The following is a 16,271-nucleotide window of genomic DNA, read 5'->3' on the forward strand; positions in this document are numbered from 1 at the left end:
GTCCGCCCCGGGGCTTCCCCCGAGGCGGATCCGGCATGCCCCTCAGGCGTACTGGAGCGCCTGGGCGAGCGTGTCCACCACGGGCAGGCCGGTGCCCTCCAGCTCGGCCCGCGAGGTCATGCCGCCGGTGTAGAGCACCGCCCGCGCGCCCACGTGCCGCGCGGCGAGCCCGTCGTCGACGCTGTCGCCGATCACCAGGATCTCGCCGGGATCGACGTCGAGGGCCTGGATGTGCGTGGTCATGTGCACGGCCTTCTCACCCCCCGTGCTCCCGACCAGCCCGTCGACCCGGGTGAAGTGCCGGGTGATGCCGAAGGACTCGACGATCGGCACCAGATGGGCGTGGGGGGCCATCGAGCACAATGACTGGGTGCCGGCCCAGCCGCCGAGCACCACCTCGGCGTCGGGGGCCAGGCCGCAGGCGGCGCTCAGCCTGAAGTAGTGCTCATGGAACCCGTCGTCCAGCAGTTCCCACTCCCCCTCGGCCAGCGGCCTGCCGAGCAGGCGCTCGTAGGCGACCCAGATGGGGCGGGTGTAGACCGCGCGGAACCCGTCGGCGGTCAGTTCGGGCAGCGCGTACGGCTTGAAGAGGGCGTTGGTGGCACCTACGACGGCCTCGACGTCGTGAAAGAGCGTCCCGTTCCAATCCCAGATGATGTGTTTTGTCATGTCCCATCAAGCTTATTCTGAACGCAGCAGGTCCGGGATCTCCTGGGTGGCATACCACATGAGCTCATGGGCCTCCGCGCCGTCGACCGTGAACCGGGCGTCGTCGTCGCCGTCGTCGGAGGCAGGCAGCGCCTCGACGGCGGCCTTGATGTCGGCGGCAGCGTCATGGTCGTCGATGTGCACCGCGGCCACCTTTGCCATCGGGACGGCCGCGGCGAGCCGCACGCGGGCCCGCTCCTCCAGGCCGACGCCGGCCGAGACCGAGCCGTCGGGCACCTCGGCGGCGACCACCACCCGCCTGGGCCCGGCGGCCACGCCGTCGGCGCGGTCGGCGGCCAGCATGCGCAGCGAGGCGCGGGCCGCCTCGGTCAGTGCGACGTACTCCAGTTCCTCGGTGTCGCCCGAGGCGTACCACTCGGTCAGCGCGGGGGTCACCGCGTAACCGGTCAGGGGGGCCGGCCCCAGTTCCCCTGCCTCGACCGCGCGGGCGAGGGCGGGGAGGGTGCACGGCAGATAGACGCGCATCACGAACCTTTCCGAAATCGCAAGGGCACCATCATGCCCGTCGCAGCGTGAGCCGGAGAACGGACTCCAGCTCTGTGAGGGTCGTGTCGGCGTCGCGGTGGTGGATTCCGGTGATGCCGAGCGCGCGGGCGGCCAGGATGTTGGCCTCGATGTCGTCGATGAAGACGCACTGCTCGCCGGGCAGTCCGACCTGGTCGAGGGCGTGTCGGAAGATGCGTTCCTCGGGTTTGCGCATGCCGACCTCGCCGGAGATCACGACCGCGTCGAAGAGGCCGTCCCATTCGTGGCGGGGGTAGGTGTTCGACCAGGAGTTAGACAACAAACACGTCTTAACCCCATTTTTCCGTACGTCGCGGAGCATGTCGTACATGGCGTCGACCCGTTCGAACTGCGCGAACATGCGCTCCAGCAGCCCCTCGGCCACCGGCGGCACGCCGTCGACGGTGAGCAGCCGGGCGGCCAGGTCGCGCTCGAAGGCCGGGCCGTCGAGCTCGCCGCGTTCGAGCGCGTGCACGACGTTCTGGCCCTCACCGCCCTGGTAGGCGTGGTCGACCAGCTCGCGCATCACCGAGCGGTAGTGCTCGGCGTCGATCCGGTCGGCCGCCAGCCACCGGGCGATGGAGTCGGTCAGGCTGGTCGTGAGCACGCCACCCCAGTCGATGAGCACCCCTGCGACCACGACCGCCTCCTCGCTCGAATCCGGTTCTAGGATAGAACCCCGCGAATCGGCTTTCGCGCCTACCCCGCGGCCCGCACCTCGGCGGCCAGCTTGCGGTGCTCGGGCGACCGCAGCACACCGGCCGCCGCCTGCGCCGACGCGACGGGCGCCGCGGACAGCAGCCCCCTCTTCTGCTTGAGCCTGAGCAGCCGGACAACCGACTGGTCGAGGCGGTCCTCCGAGACGCGCCCCGACTTCACCGCCCCCAGCACCGCCTGGTACGCCTTGCCCAGGTCGTACGGCATGAGCAGCAGGTCGGCCCCGGCCAGCACCGCGCGCACGGCCACCTCGCCGTCGCCGTACTTCTTGCGCACGCCCTCCATGTTGAGCGCGTCGGTGGAGATCACGCCCTTGAAGCCGAGCTTCTGCCGCAGCAGGCCGGTCAGGATGGGCTTGGACAGCGTCGCCGGGTCACCCGACGGGTCGAGCTTGGGGAAGACGATGTGGGCGCTCATCACGGCGTCGACCCCGGCGCCGACGGCGGCCCTGAACGGCGGCGCGTCGATCCGCTCCCACTGGGCCATGGTGTGCTTGATCACCGGCAGGCCGGTGTGGCTGTCGACGGAGGTGTCGCCGTGGCCCGGGAAGTGCTTGGCCGTGGACGCCACCTTGGCGTCGCCGAAGCCCTTGACCGCCGCCGCGACCATCTTCGCCACCGCGGACGGGTCGTTCCCGTAGGCCCGCCTGCCGATGACCGGGTTCCTCGGGTTGATGTTGACGTCGGCGACGGGCGCGAAGTCGAGGTTGACCCCGAGCGCCCGCAGCTCCTCGCCGGTCGCCCTGGCCACGGCCCTGGACATCGCCGGGTCCTTGGTGGCGCCGATCTCGGCCGCGCCCGGGAACTCGGTCATCAGCGCGGACATGCGGGACACCAGGCCGTTCTCCTGGTCGGTGCCGACCAGCAGCGGGACCTTCTTCGACGCCTCCTGGAGGCCGTTGGTGAGCTTGACGACCTGGGCGGTGGACTTGACGTTCGCCGGGAAGAGGATCACGCCGCCCAGGTGGTAGCGGGCGATCACCTTGGCCGGGGTCTGGGCGCCGTAGCGGGCCTGGTTCTCGCCGGAGACGGTGTCGGCGGCGGTGCCGTACAGGACGGGCATGAAGAGCTGGCCGACCTTCTCCTCCAGGGTCATCCGCCGCAGGGCCCGCAGCACCGGGTCGGCCTCGGCCTGGGGCGGGCTCTGTGGTGTCGTGCTCCCCACGGGGGTGGTGGCCCCGTCGCTCGCCGGGGCCGCGCTCGCCGGGGCGCCACCCCCGCCGCCGCACGCGGTCAGCGCCAACACCAGGAGCCCTGCCGGGCCGATCCGTCTGAACATGCCTTCCAAGGTATCCATGCCGAGGCCCGTCCGAGGCCCGTCCGAGGCCTGCGGCCCCAAAACGCCCCGTTCACACCCCCAGCGCCGCGAGCCCGGGCAGGTGCGTGCGCGCCACCGCGCGCGCGTTCGCGGCCGTGACCTGGGCCCGCGCGTTGCGCGCCGCCAGCCTGCACTGCTCCAGCGTGTGCGCGGCCAGCGCGGCCCGTACGGCCCCCAGAGCCCCCGCCCCCATCGACAGCGTGGTCGCCCCGAGCCCGACCAGCACGCACGCCAGAGCGGGATCGGCGGCCGCCTCACCGCAGACGCCCACCGGCTTGCCGTGGCCGCAGGACATGGCGATCAGGTCGAGCAGCGCCGGCTGCCACGGGTCCTGGAGCCCGCTCACCGTGCCGAGCTGGCGGTCGGCGGCGAAGGCGTACTGGGCCAGGTCGTTGGTGCCGAGCGAGACGAAGTCCACCATCCCGGCCAGTTGCCCGGCCCGCAGCGCCGCGGACGGGATCTCGATCATGACGCCCACCTTGGACAGCCCGCGCGCCCGGCAGGCGTCGGCGAACCATTCGGCCTCCTCGGCCGTGGCCACCATGGGCGCCATCACCAGCAGCTCGGCCGGCGCGTCCTCGGCCGCCGCGGCCAGCGCGCGCAACTGCGCGTCCATCACCTCGGGGAACCGCCTGAACAGGCGCAGCCCGCGCTCGCCCAGCGCCGGGTTCGGCTCGGCGGGGGCGGGCAGGAACCGCAGCGGCTTGTCGGCGCCCGCGTCGAGCGTGCGCACGACCACGGTCCCGCCGGGCACGGCCTCCAACGCCGCGCGGTAGGCCCGCCGCTGCTCCTCGACGGCCGGGGCGTCGGCGCGGTCGAGGAAGAGGAACTCGGTCCGATAGAGCCCGACACCCTCCGCCCCGGCGGCCACCGCCTCCGTCAGCTCGGCCGGGCCGGCGACGTTGGCCAGCAGCGGCACCGCGTGCCCGTCGGCGGTCCGGCCCGGCCCCTTGGCCGCGCTGATCGCCGCCTGCTTCGCCGCCGCCGCGTCACGCGCCCCGGCCACGTGGTCGTCGGACGGCTCCAGGCTCACCTCGCCCGTCGTGCCGTCCACCAGCACCCGGACGCCGCCGGGGATGCCGGTCGCCCCGGGGCAGGCGACCACGGCGGGCACGCCCATCGCCCGTGCCATGATCGCGGTGTGGCTCGTGGGCCCGCCCTGCTCGGTGACGAACCCGGCCACGTGCCGCCGGGACAACAACGCCGTGTCGGCGGGCGCCAGATCGACCGCGACCAGCACGTACGGCTCCTCGGGCGCCACCGGCAGCCCCGGCATCGGGTGCCCGGTCAGCAGGGCGATCACCCGGTCCCTGATGTCGTCGAGGTCGGCGGCCCGCTCGCCCAGGTATCCGCCGGCCCCGCTGAGCACGTCCCGGTATTTGGTGAACGCCTCGAAGACCGCCCGCGGAGCGGCGAGACCCCGGTCGATGAGGGTTCTGACCTTCACCACCAGCCCGGGGTCCTCGGCCATCAGCGCCTGCGCCTTGAGGATCTCCTCGGCCTCGCCGCCCGCCTGGTTGCCGCGGGCCTCAAGCTCGCCCGCGACCTGTGAGAGCGCGGCCGTCGCCCGCTCCTTCTCCTGTTCCGCCTCACCGGTGTAGGTGCTGCCCTCGGGGGGTTCGGGCACAGAGGCGGTCAGAACGTACGCGGGGCCGTGCCCGATGCCCGGGCTGACCCCAACCCCCCGCAGGTTCATGGCGCTCCGGCGATCGTGGCCAGTTCGTCCAGGATCTCCTCGGAGCCGTCGCCCTCGGCGCTGATCACGACGGTCTCGCCCTGCCGGACGTCGAGCGCCATGATCGCGAGGATGCTCTTGCCGTTGACCGGCGCCCCTCCGCCGCTGGCCTTGGCCACGCTGATGTCCATCGGGGCCAGCTGGGCCCGTTTCACGAACGTCGCCGCGGGACGGGCGTGCAGACCCACCTCCGCCGCGACCGTGACCTTGCGCTCACCCATGAGCCTCTCCTTCTCTACCCGGTCCAGACCAGCTGGACCCCTGCTTGAATGGCGGCCGGCCGCTCGCGGTCGGGCCGGTGCCCGGTATGGCGGGGGGCACGCCTATTGTGACGTCTTCTGCCGGTACGACCGTGCCCGTACGGCGATCTCGGGGACCGCGCCGACGGCCGCTACATCCATGTGAACAGCTCGTCCCCCACGTGCACCGCCCCCTGGACGATGCCGGTCACCGACTCCGAGGGGGCGTCGAGGGCCACGACCGGGCAGACCGGGGACCGTCCGCCCGCCTCGACGGCCGACGGGTCCCACGCCACGACGGGCTGCCCCGCGCTGACCCTGTCGCCCTCGGCCGCCAGCAGCCGGAAGCCCTTCCCCTTGAGCTGGACCGTGTCGATGCCCAGGTGCACCAGCACGCCCCTGCCGTCGTCCCCCACGATGACGTAGGCATGCGGATGCAGTTTCATGATCTTTCCCGCTATGGGGGCCACGGCCTTGCCTGGCCCCCGCAACGGGTCGATCGCCGTTCCCGGTCCCACCATGCCCGCGGAGAAGACCGGATCGGGCACGGCGGCCAACCCCACAGCCGCCCCCTCGACCGGGGCGAGAACAGTCGTCATGGTCTCGCCCTTAGCCGATGATGTCCTCGATGTCGCTGGCGATCGTGTCCGCCTCGGGCCCCACGACGACCTGGACCACGTTGCCCGCGGCCATCACGCCGTGCGCCCCCGCCGCCCTGAGGGCGGCCTGGTCGACCTTGGACGCGTCGTGCACTTCGGTGCGCAACCGGGTGATGCAGGGTTCGATCTCGATGATGTTGTCGGCACCGCCGAGACCGGCGATGATCGCATTCACATCCGCCGCCATCCGGTCCTCCCTCGTTCCAACTCCTTGACCAGGCTAAACGAGGCGCCTCGCTCAGTCCGTCTGCGTGACCTTGTTGAGTCCGCGCGGCGAGTCGGGGTCGATGCCGAGGCGCCGGGCCAGCGCTTCGGTGAGGAGCTGGCCGGGGATGATCAGGCCCATCGGCGCCACCCATTCGGGCAGGTCGGGGCCGTTCAGCGCGGCCGTGCCGGCCCGCGCGAGCGCGTCGCCGCCGCCGATCGTGTACGCCGCCGCGCCCGCCGCCACGACCCGCTCGGCCAGGGCCACCGTGCCGGACAGCGTGGGGCTGTTCTCCGAGGCCACCAGCAGCGCCGGGGTGTCGGCGTCGACCACGGCGATCGGGCCGTGCAGCAGGTCGGCGTAGGACAGGCCCATGGCGTGCAGGTAGCAGGCCTCCTTGAGCTTGAGCGCGGTCTCCAGGGCCGTGGAGAAGGCGAGCCCGCGTCCGGACACGACCACGCCCGGCTTGTCCAGCAGCCCTTCGACGACCGCGTCCAGGTCGCCCGGCTCGGCGATCAGCTTCTCGACCGCCTCGGGCACCCGCCGCAGGTCCCCGGCGTCCACGTCGGCACCCAGGCCCAGCGCCAGCACGGCCAGCGCGGCGAGCTGCGTGGTGTACGTCTTCGTCGCCGGGACGGCCTTCTCCTCGCCGGCCAGCGTGCACAGCGCGACGTCGGCCGCCTGGGCGAGCGGGCTGTCCTCGCCGCCGTTGGTGATGCCGACCGTCTTCGCGCCGCAGTCCTTGGCCCAGGCCAGGGTCTCGACGATCTCCTCCGTACGACCCGACTGCGAGATCGCGACGGCCAGCACGCCGTCCAGGTCGACCTTGCGCTTGTAGGTCGTCGCGATGGACGGCGCGGCCAGCGCGCCCATCCGTCCCGCGTGGGACTCGACCAGGTAGCGGCCGTAGACTGCGGCGTTGTCGGAGGTTCCACGCGCGATGAACAGCAGCTGGCGAGTCTGCTCGCCCACCGCCTTCACCTCGCCGACCCTGGGGAGCAGGGCGTCGAGCGTGGCCCGCAGCGCCTCCGGCTGCTCGGCGATCTCACTGCGCATCTTGGTGGTCATCCTGAGCTCATCCCTCGATTCATACGGTTCGCACTTGACCGTCTTTCGCGACATGTGGTCTAGTCCGGACTAGACCAGTACGAACCATAGCCCATGACCACCAAACAAGAAATCTGCCCATAGACTGCCGCACCACCAGTCCCAGATTTCTTCTTTGCCGATCGAGGGGAGGATCCGTGGCGCACATCGATCCGGATAGCCCGGTGCCCAAGTACTTCCAGCTTCGCGAGATCCTGCTGGACCTCATTGACAGCAACGAGCTCAGCATCGGCGCCGCCATCCCGTCCGAGCGGGAGCTCTGCCAGCGGTTCGGCCTGTCCAGGATGACCGTACGGCAGGCCGTCGACCACCTGGTCTCCGAGGGACGCCTGCACCGCGTGCCAGGCAAGGGCACGTTCGTGGCCAGGCCCAAGATCGAGCTGGCGTTGCAGCTCACGTCGTTCACCGACGACATGAGGGCGCGCGGCATGATCCCAGGCTCGCGCGACCTCGACCGCCGCATCGTGCGGGCCAGCGCCCACCTGGCCAAGGAGCTGGGGATCCAGCCGGGTGAGGAAGTGCACTTCATCGAACGCCTGCGTACGGCCGACGGTGAGCCGCTGTCCATCGAACGGGCACACATCCCGGTCAAGCTCGCCCCCGACCTGGCCGATTACGACTTGTCCGACAAATCGCTGTATGAGCTGCTGGAGAGCCGCTACGGCCTGGTCATGGACGCCGGCGAGCTCACCATCGACGGCGGCATCGCCGACCCGAGCGACGCCGACCTGCTGAAGCTCCCGCGCGGCGGCGCCGTGCTGCTGCTCCAGCGCAGGTCCTTCTCCGGCGGCGTCTGCGCGGAGCTCGGCGTGTCCACCTACCGCGCTGACCGCTATCAGCTGCGGACCATACTCGAAATGCCCGTTAGACGGGGCTAGGGCCACTCCGCCGGGCCCGGACGGCCGGCCCGGCGGACGCCCCACTCCCACCCCCCGGAGGAACGCCCGGTGAACGAGACCACCGCCGCCGCCCGGCCTTCGCCGCTCGCACGCGTGATGAACGTGCTCCAGAGGCTGGGCCGCTCGCTGATGCTGCCCATCGCGGCCCTGCCCGCGGCCGCGCTGCTCTCCCGGTTCGGCCAGCCCGACATGCTGGGCTCCAACGGCCCGGCCTCCGGCGGCCTGGCCGACGTCCCGGGGTTCACGTGGATGAGCCAGGTCGCCGCGGTGCTGGCCGCGGCCGGGGACGCGCTGTTCCAGAACCTGCCGCTGCTGTTCGCGGTGGGCGTGGCCATCGGCTTCGCCCGCAAGGCCGACGGCAGCACGGCACTGGCGGCCGTCGTCGGCTACCTGGTGTTCGACCGGGTGACCAAGGTGATGTTCTTCGGCTCCGACATCCGGGACACCGTGGCCATGCGCCAGGTCCAGGACGAGGGCATCAAAGAAGTCATCAACTACGGCATGCAGAACCCCACCAAAGTGCTCGGCGGCATCGTGATGGGCCTGGTCACCGCGCTGCTGTGGCAGCGCTTCCACCGGATCAAGCTGCCGTCGTGGCTGGCGTTCTTCGGCGGACGCCGATTCGTACCGATCATCACCTCCATCGTCGCGCTGCTGCTCGGCGTGCTCTTCGGCTGGCTCTGGCCGGTCCTCGGCGAGTGGATCCGCCATGCCGGCGAGGCCCTGGCCGCCATCGGTCCCATCGGCACCGGCATCTACGGCCTGATCAACCGCCTGCTCATCCCGCTCGGCCTGCACCACTTCGTGAACTCGGTCGTCTGGTACGTCGTGCCGCAGTGCGAGGTGGGCGGTCACGTGCTGGGCGGCGACTGGAACTGCTACTTCGGCGGCGCCCCGCACTCCGGCCAGTTCATGGCCGGCTTCTTCCCCGTCATGATGTTCGCCCTGCCGGCCGCCGCCCTGGCCATGTGGCGGGCCGCGCCCCCGCACCGCCGGGCCACGGTGGGCGGCATCATGCTCTCGGCGGGGCTGGCCTCGTTCGTCACCGGCATCACCGAGCCGATCGAGTTCGCGTTCATCTTCGTCGCGCCCGCGCTGCTGGTCGCGCACGCCATCCTGACCGGGCTGGCGATGGCGCTCACCACGCTCATCGGCGGGCAGCTCGGCTTCGGCTTCTCCGCGGGCCTGCTGGACATGCTGCTGAACGTGAGCAAGTCCAACACCCAGAACCTTCCGGGCATCCTGCTGCTCGGCCTGATCTACGGCGTCGTCTACTACGTCGTGTTCACGTTCCTCATCCGCAGGTTCGACATCATGACACCGGGCCGAGAACCCGAGCCCGACCTCGACTCCGGCGAGACCTAGCGCCCGTTTTCCGCCTCGCCCGCCGTGGTAGGAACCTGGCATTCCCCCGCTGACGGACCACCGAGCGGGGGTGAGGGGCATGGGCGCGTCGCCCTGGTCGGCGACGTTCGCGGTGCTGCAGCGCATCGGCCGCTCGCTCATGATGCCCATCGCCGTGCTGCCCGCGGCGGGCCTGCTCTTCCGCTTCGGCCAGGACGACCTGCTCGGCAAGGACGGACTCGGCGGCATCCTTCCCTGGATGCTGCCCGTCGCCAACGTCCTGGCCGCGGCCGGCGGCGCCCTGTTCGACAACCTGCCCGTCCTGTTCGCGATCGGCGTGGCGATCGGGTTCGCCCGCAAGTCGGACGGCTCCACCGCCCTCGCCGCCCTGGTCGGCTACCTGGTGTTCGACCGCGTCAGCCGTACGCTCTTCTACGACGCGGGCCACGGCGCGGTCTACGCCAAGGTCGTCGTCGCCACCCCCCAGGGGCCCATGCTCAACCTCGGTGCCCAGAACCCCACCGGCGTGCTCGGCGGCATCGTCATCGGCATCACGGCGGCACTGCTGTGGCAGCGCTTCTACCGGCTGAAACCGCCCCCGTGGCTGGCCTTCTTCGGCGGACGCCGCTCGGTCCCGATCATCACCGCCGTCGCCGCCCTGCTGCTCGGCGTCGTGTTCGGGCTGGTCTGGCGTCCGGTCGGCGACTGGCTGTCCAGCATGGGCGACTGGCTGTCGGCCCACGGCACCGCCGGCACCGGCATCTACGGCGTGGCCAACCGCCTGCTGATACCCGTCGGCCTGCACCACTTCCTCAACACCATCGTCTGGTTCACCCTGCCCGAGTGCCACGCGGGCCTGAACGGCGCCACCCGGAACGCCGCCGGCGACCTGAACTGCTACTTCGCCGGCGAGCAGGGCGCCGGCATCTTCATGACCGGCTTCTTCCCCGTGATGATGTTCGGGCTGCTCGGAGCGGCCATCGCCATGTGGCGGGCGGCCCCGCCGGAACGCCGCAAGTCCGTGGGCGGCATCATGCTGTCGGCGGGGCTGACGGCATTCATCACCGGCATTACCGAACCGCTGGAATTCGCCTTCATATTCGTGGCGCCGGTGCTTTTCGTGGTGCACGCCCTGCTGACGGGGTTGTCGATGGCCCTGATGGCGGAATTCGGCGCGCGACTCGGGTTCACCTTCTCCGGCGGAGCCATCGACATGCTGCTGAACGCCAGCAAATCGAACACCCATCGGCTCGGCCTGATCATCGGCTTCGGCCTGCTGTATTTCGTCCTCTACTATTTGATCTTCGCATTCCTGATCCGCCGCCTGAACATCCCCACCCCCGGCCGCGAACCCCCCGCCTGATCACGCATGACGAAGCCCCCGCCCCCCTGCTTTCGCACGGGGAGACGGGGGCCCGCTCAGGCTCTCGCCTCAGCCTGTCAGACGGCGTTCTTCGGGTCGCCGTGGCAGCGCTTGTACTTCTTGCCCGACCCGCACGGGCACGGCGCGTTGCGCTCGACGTTCCCGTACGCGGCCCGCTCGGCCGGCGTGGTGCGCACCCGCGTGTGCTCGACGTCGCCCTGCTCGCCAGGGGCGGAGTATTCGAGCTCGGCCGGGCGCTGCGGCCCGCGCAGGGCGGTGGAGATGATCGACCGCGTCTCGGTGACCGCGGCGTCCTCCTCCTCGACGATCGGGTTCTCCTGCACCTCGACCTCAAGGTTGAACAGGAAGCCGACCGAGTCCTCCTTGATGCCCTCCAGCATCGCGGCGAACATCTCGAAGCCCTCGCGCTGGTACTCGATCTGCGGGTCCTTCTGCGCGTAGGCCCGCATGCCGATGCCCTCGCGCAGGTAGTCCATCTCGTAGAGGTGCTCGCGCCACTTGCGGTCGAGCACGGACAGGATGACCTGGCGCTCGAAGTTACGCGTGGCCTCCGCCCCGAGCTGCTCCTCGCGCCTGGCGTACGCCTCCAGGGCGTCGGCCTTGATCTTCTCCGAGATGATCTCGGCGGTCAGCTCCTCGCGGCTGCCGACCTCCTCGACCAGGTCGTCGATCCGGAGCGAGACCGGGTAGAGCTCGCCGAACGCCTTCCACAGCTTCTCCAGGTCCCACTCCTCGGCGAAGCCCTCGGAGGTGGCGCCCGCGACGTAGCCGTCGATCACGTCGCCGACGAAGCCGCGCACCTGGTCGTGCAGGTCGGCGCCCTCCAGCACGCGGCGGCGCTCGGAGTAGATCACCTTCCGCTGCCGGTTCATGACCTCGTCGTACTTCAGAACTTCCTTGCGGATCTCGAAGTTCTGCTGCTCGACCTGGTGCTGGGCGGAGGCGATGGCCTTGGAGACGATGCCCGACTCGATCGGCTGGTCGTCGGGGATGCTCAGCCTGTTCATGATCATCTCGACCCTGGCCGCGTTGAACAGGCGCATGAGGTCGTCGCCGAGCGAGAGGTAGAAGCGCGACTCGCCGGGGTCGCCCTGACGGCCGGAACGGCCGCGGAGCTGGTTGTCGATGCGGCGCGACTCGTGGCGCTCGGTGCCCAGCACGTAGAGGCCGCCGAGCTGGGTGACCTCGTCGTGCTCGGCCTTGACGGCCGCCCTGGCCTTCTCCAGCGCCTCGGGGTAGGCCTTCTCGTACTCCTCCGGCGTCTCGACCGGGTCGAGGCCGCGCTGGCGCAGCTCGAGGTCGGCGCGGAACTCGGAGTTGCCGCCGAGCATGATGTCGGTGCCTCGACCGGCCATGTTCGTGGCGACGGTGACGGCGCCCTTGCGGCCCGCCTCGGCGACGATCGCCGCCTCACGCGCGTGGTTCTTCGCGTTGAGGACCTCGTGCACCACGCCGCGGCGCTTGAGCGCCTTGGACAGCCGCTCGGACTTCTCCACCGAGGTCGTGCCGACGAGGACCGGCTGCCCGGCCTCGTGGCGCTCCTTGATGTCCTCGACCACCGCGTTGAACTTGGCGTCCTCGGTCTTGTAGACCACGTCGGGCTGGTCCTTGCGGACCATCGGCCGGTTGGTCGGGATCGGGACCACGCCGAGCTTGTACGTCTGGTGGAACTCGTTGGCCTCGGTGACCGCCGTACCGGTCATGCCGGACAGCTTGGCGTAGAGGCGGAAGTAGTTCTGGAGGGTGACCGTGGCGAGAGTCTGGTTCTCGTCCTTGATCTTCACGCCTTCCTTGGCCTCGATGGCCTGGTGCATGCCCTCGTTGTAGCGCCGGCCGTGCAGCACGCGGCCGGTGAACTCGTCGACGATGAGCACCTCACCGTCGGAGACGATGTAGTCCTTGTCCTTCTTGAACAGCTCTTTCGCCTTGAGCGCGTTGTTCAGGAAGCCGACCAGGTGGGTGTGCTCGGGCTTGTAGAGGTTGTCGATGCCGAGCCAGTCCTCGACCTTCTCGACGCCGGCCTCCAGGACGCCGACCGTGCGCTTCTTCTCGTCGACGATGTAGTCGCCGGTGCTCTCCTCGCCCGGGTTCTTCGCCTCGACGCCCTTGCGCAGCCTGGGAACGATCTTGGCGAACTCGCTGTACCACTTGCCCGACTGCTCGCCGGGGCCGGAGATGATCAGCGGCGTGCGGGCCTCGTCGATGAGGATCGAGTCGACCTCGTCGACGATGGCGAAGTGGTGGCCGCGCTGGACGCACTCCTCCAGCGACCACGCCATGTTGTCGCGGAGGTAGTCGAAGCCGAACTCGTTGTTGGTGCCGTACGTGATGTCCGCTTCGTACTGCTTGCGCCGCTCATCCGGCGCCTGGCCGGAGAGGATCATGCCGACTTCCATGCCCAGGAACCGGTAGACGCGGCCCATGTTCTCGGCGCCGACCTTGACCAGGTAGTCGTTGACGGTGATGACGTGGACGCCGTTGCCCGCCAGCGCGTTGAGGTAAGCCGGCAGCGTACAGGTCAGGGTCTTGCCCTCACCCGTCTTCATTTCGGAGATGTTGCCCATGTGCAGGTTGGCCCCGCCCATGATCTGCACGTCGAAGTGCCGCTGGCCGAGCACGCGCCGGGCCGCCTCACGGACGGTCGCGAACGCCTCGGGAAGCAGGTCGTCGAGGCTCTCGCCGTCGGCGTAACGCTGCTTGAACTCGTCCGTCAGGGCGCGCAACTCCGCGTCGGACAGGCTCGTGAAGTCGTCCTCGATGGAGTTGACCTGATCGGCGATCCGCTTGAGCTTGCGCAGAGTCTTGCCTTCGCCGGCACGTAGGATCTTGTCGAGAATGGCTGCCACTTTATGTAAAGCTCCTCGCAGGTCTACCCCGGCGGCGCCGCCAGGAGGAGAGGCCGAGACAAACTTCCCCGGTTGCCATCGTAGGCGGTTCCACAACCAGACACAGCCACCGTGACGACGAGGGCGCCGGACACGTCTGGGAGAATGGGGTCAAGGCAGAGGGTATGCCGGTTGAGCGCCGGTTCGCACCAATAGCGGGATATCCGGCAAAGGAAGGATTTAGTCATGGTTGAGGGGAAGAAGTCCGAGCACGCGCAGAATCTCGGCAACCACGGCGGGCGCGCCTCCTCGTGGCTGGCCGTGACTGTCATGGTGGTGGGCACCATCGTGGCCGGCTTCGGACTGACGGCCGACAACTGGACGCTGGTCTGGGTCGGCGCCGGTGCGTTCGTCGTCGGCGGCATCCTCGCCCTCGTCTTCGACATCTTCACGGACGTGGTGATCGACGCACCCCGCGTCGGCATGCACGCCGAAGACCACCGCTGACCACTCCGGCACACGGCGGGCCCCGACCATCCGGGCGCCCGCCGTTCCCATGCCCGGCCCCTCCGGAACCCCCTGTTCTCGGCATCCAATTCCCCAACGCCAGGACATCGGCGTGTCGCTCCCCCGGCGCGCAGGCGGTGGGACGCCTCCGGCCATCCCCACCTGGGGCGGAGCGATTCTGTCGGTGGGCGCCGCTAAATTTCCTGCATGGATAGCCCTACCGTCCCCCAAGGCCCCCTGGGGTTCGCCGTATGACGAACGTGACCGACCTGACCGCTGACGAAGCGCGTCGGGTCATTCTGCGCGCCCAGGGGCTCATCGGCGCCGACGTGCGCAAGGGCGGGGTGCGCGGCATGCTTCGCCGGCTCGGCGCCGTACAGCTCGACACGATCTCCGTCCTGGCCCGCTCCCACGAGCTGGTCGCCTACGCGCGCCTCGGCGCGGTGGGCAGGCCCGCGGTCGAGCGCGCCTACTGGCACGATCCCGCCCAGAGCTTCGAATACTGGTGTCACGCGGCCTGCATCCTGCCCATCGAGCACTGGCCGCTCTACGCCTTCCGGCGCCGCGCCTACCGCGACCGGCGCTACCGCTGGCACGAGGTCCCCGACAGCGTCGACAAGCTGCTGCAGCAGGTGCGCGACTCGGGCCCGCTCACGACGTCCGACGTCGGCGGCGCCAAGAACGGCGGCCCGTGGTGGGACTGGTCCGACTCCAAGATCGGGCTGGAGTGGCTGCTCGACATCGGCGAGATCGCCTGCGTGCGCCGCGTCGGCTGGCGGCGCGTCTACGACCTGACCGAGCGTGTCGTACCCGCCGACTCGCTGGCCGACGACCTGTCCGACGAGGAGTGCATCGTCCTGCTGGCCGCCATCGCGGGCCGGTCGCTCGGGGTGGCCAACCGTACCGACCTGCTCGACTTCCTGCGCCTCAAGGGCAAGTACGCGGCGATGCTCGACCAGGCCCTGCTCAGCGGCGCCGCCGGTCTGGCGCCGGTCAAGGTGGCGGGCTGGCCCGCCAAGAAGGGCCACGCCAACGCGTGGGCCGACCCGCAGGCGCTGGAGTCCGAGCCGCGCGGCCGTCACCGTACGACGCTGCTGTCCCCGTTCGACTCCCTCATCTGGCACCGCGGCCGCACCGAGCGCGTCTTCGGGTTCAAGTACCAGCTTGAGCTGTACGTGCCCAAGGAGAAGCGCGTCCACGGCTACTTCACGATGCCCGTGCTGGCCGGGGGCCGCCTGATCGGCCGGGTCGACCCGGCCCGCGAGGGCACCACCCTGGTCGCCCGCCAGGTCCACCTTGAGCCCGGCCTGTCCCCCGCCAAGTGGGCCGACGCCCTGCGCGACGCGCTGTGGTCGGCCGCCGAATGGGTGGGCTGCGACTCCGTACGCGTCGAACGCACCGACCCCCCAGAACTGGCCCCCCTCCTGACCGCACCCCAGCCGTAAGCCCCCGAGAAACGGACGCCCCACCGCACCACCAACCCGCCTCGGAGCTCCCCGACACCACCCCGCACCCCCGTCCCCTCTCTTCGGCGCTCCGCACTCCCTCCCCCGCCCCTGACCTCAGCCCGCGCTCGGGCCGGGGGCTTCGGGGAGGGGCTGCCCTAAAGGGGCGAGCGGCCCGGCTGGAGCCGGGCGCGGGGATCGGGGGTTGTAGCGCCGCTGGGCGCTCTCGACCGGCCGTACCCGGCGGGTTGCGTGCCGGGGCCCCTGGGCGCCCTCAACGGGCCGCGCCCTGCGGGTTGCGCGCCAGAGCGGCGGGGGGCCGGGGAGGGCATCGGTGGGGTGCCCCGCGCTACGGGAGCTCGGCGCTTCCTGGCGCTGGACGGCCCTCTCAGCAGCGGGCCGCCGGCTACAGCCACAGCCGGGAAACAGCGCACTCGGAAACCGGACGAGGGCCGGGGCTGGACACCCGGGGGGCTGGACACCCAGGGCCGGGCACCGTCGGCCGGGACTGAGCACCGAGGGCAGAACCAGGACAATCCGAGGATTGGCGCTAGATGCCAGGACCGACCCCAAACGGCCGAAGACCAGAACTAGGGACCGGGGCCAGGACAGAACCAGGACCAGGACCAGGAGCCCGGGGCCGAATCAGGGCGAC

15 protein-coding genes are annotated in these 16,271 nt (G+C 70.5%); 5 read left to right on the plus strand and 10 right to left on the minus strand.

All coding sequences use genetic code 11. The annotated features are described in order from the left end of the window. Window positions 1–42 precede the first annotated feature (42 nt). From ABZ815_RS28230 to ABZ815_RS28270, 9 genes are all read right to left on the minus strand, one after another. On the minus strand, window positions 43–669 hold the full coding sequence (locus ABZ815_RS28230; protein WP_357703017.1) for an HAD hydrolase-like protein: 627 nt from the start codon (window positions 667–669) through the stop codon (window positions 43–45). 12 nt (window positions 670–681) lie between these two features. Next, window positions 682–1,194 (minus strand): hypothetical protein, encoded by a 513-nt coding sequence (locus tag ABZ815_RS28235; protein WP_357703018.1) that lies wholly within the window; start codon window positions 1,192–1,194, stop codon window positions 682–684. Between the two features lie 31 nt (window positions 1,195–1,225). Further along, a complete protein-coding gene (locus ABZ815_RS28240) occupies window positions 1,226–1,873 on the minus strand; it encodes an HAD family phosphatase (protein WP_357703020.1) in 648 nt (215 codons plus the stop codon). Window positions 1,874–1,932: 59 nt separating this feature from the next. Next, the gene (locus tag ABZ815_RS28245) at window positions 1,933–3,228 is read right to left on the minus strand and encodes a glycoside hydrolase family 3 protein (protein ID WP_357703022.1); all 1,296 of its coding nucleotides are present in this window, start codon (window positions 3,226–3,228) and stop codon (window positions 1,933–1,935) included. 70 nt (window positions 3,229–3,298) lie between these two features. Then, window positions 3,299–4,963, minus strand: coding sequence for a phosphoenolpyruvate--protein phosphotransferase (gene ptsP / locus ABZ815_RS28250; protein WP_357703024.1), 1,665 nt, complete (start codon window positions 4,961–4,963; stop codon window positions 3,299–3,301). Beyond that, the gene (locus ABZ815_RS28255; RefSeq protein ID WP_357703026.1) at window positions 4,960–5,223 is read right to left on the minus strand and encodes an HPr family phosphocarrier protein; all 264 of its coding nucleotides are present in this window, start codon (window positions 5,221–5,223) and stop codon (window positions 4,960–4,962) included. The genes ptsP and ABZ815_RS28255 overlap by 4 nt, the downstream gene beginning before the upstream one ends. 170 nt (window positions 5,224–5,393) lie before the next feature. Next, entirely contained in the window at window positions 5,394–5,840 is a 447-nt protein-coding gene (locus ABZ815_RS28260; RefSeq protein ID WP_357703028.1) for a PTS glucose transporter subunit IIA, read from the minus strand. 10 nt (window positions 5,841–5,850) lie between these two features. Next, entirely contained in the window at window positions 5,851–6,087 is a 237-nt protein-coding gene (locus ABZ815_RS28265; protein WP_125632338.1) for a PTS glucose/sucrose transporter subunit IIB, read from the minus strand. 51 nt (window positions 6,088–6,138) lie between these two features. Next, window positions 6,139–7,173 (minus strand): SIS domain-containing protein, encoded by a 1,035-nt coding sequence (locus ABZ815_RS28270; protein WP_357703030.1) that lies wholly within the window; start codon window positions 7,171–7,173, stop codon window positions 6,139–6,141. 176 nt (window positions 7,174–7,349) lie between these two features. Here ABZ815_RS28270 and ABZ815_RS28275 point away from each other — a divergent pair, with 176 nt between their 5' ends. The 3 genes from ABZ815_RS28275 to ABZ815_RS28285 all read left to right on the plus strand — a co-directional run bounded on the left by ABZ815_RS28275 (window position 7,350) and on the right by ABZ815_RS28285 (window position 10,818). Continuing rightward, window positions 7,350–8,090, plus strand: coding sequence for a GntR family transcriptional regulator (locus ABZ815_RS28275; RefSeq protein ID WP_357703032.1), 741 nt, complete (start codon window positions 7,350–7,352; stop codon window positions 8,088–8,090). 69 nt (window positions 8,091–8,159) lie between these two features. Continuing rightward, complete coding sequence (locus ABZ815_RS28280) at window positions 8,160–9,476, plus strand: PTS transporter subunit EIIC (protein ID WP_357703034.1); 1,317 nt, start codon at window positions 8,160–8,162, stop codon at window positions 9,474–9,476. A gap of 79 nt (window positions 9,477–9,555) precedes the next feature. Beyond that, the gene (locus ABZ815_RS28285; protein WP_357703036.1) at window positions 9,556–10,818 is read left to right on the plus strand and encodes a PTS transporter subunit EIIC; all 1,263 of its coding nucleotides are present in this window, start codon (window positions 9,556–9,558) and stop codon (window positions 10,816–10,818) included. Window positions 10,819–10,895: 77 nt separating this feature from the next. Here ABZ815_RS28285 and secA read toward each other — a convergent pair whose 3' ends face one another. Further along, complete coding sequence (gene secA, locus ABZ815_RS28290; protein ID WP_357703038.1) at window positions 10,896–13,685, minus strand: preprotein translocase subunit SecA; 2,790 nt, start codon at window positions 13,683–13,685, stop codon at window positions 10,896–10,898. A 225-nt stretch (window positions 13,686–13,910) separates the two neighbouring features. On the opposite strand from secA, the gene ABZ815_RS28295 reads away from it, so the two are divergent. Beyond that, entirely contained in the window at window positions 13,911–14,171 is a 261-nt protein-coding gene (locus tag ABZ815_RS28295) for an HGxxPAAW family protein (RefSeq protein ID WP_357703040.1), read from the plus strand. 251 nt (window positions 14,172–14,422) lie between these two features. Beyond that, window positions 14,423–15,616, plus strand: a complete 1,194-nt coding sequence (locus ABZ815_RS28300; protein ID WP_357703042.1) for a crosslink repair DNA glycosylase YcaQ family protein — start codon at window positions 14,423–14,425, stop codon at window positions 15,614–15,616. The last annotated feature ends 655 nt before the right edge of the window (window positions 15,617–16,271 follow it).

This window comes from Nonomuraea sp. NPDC047529 (assembly GCF_040642995.1).
In the GTDB taxonomy this organism is placed as follows: Bacteria; Actinomycetota; Actinomycetes; order Streptosporangiales; family Streptosporangiaceae; genus Nonomuraea.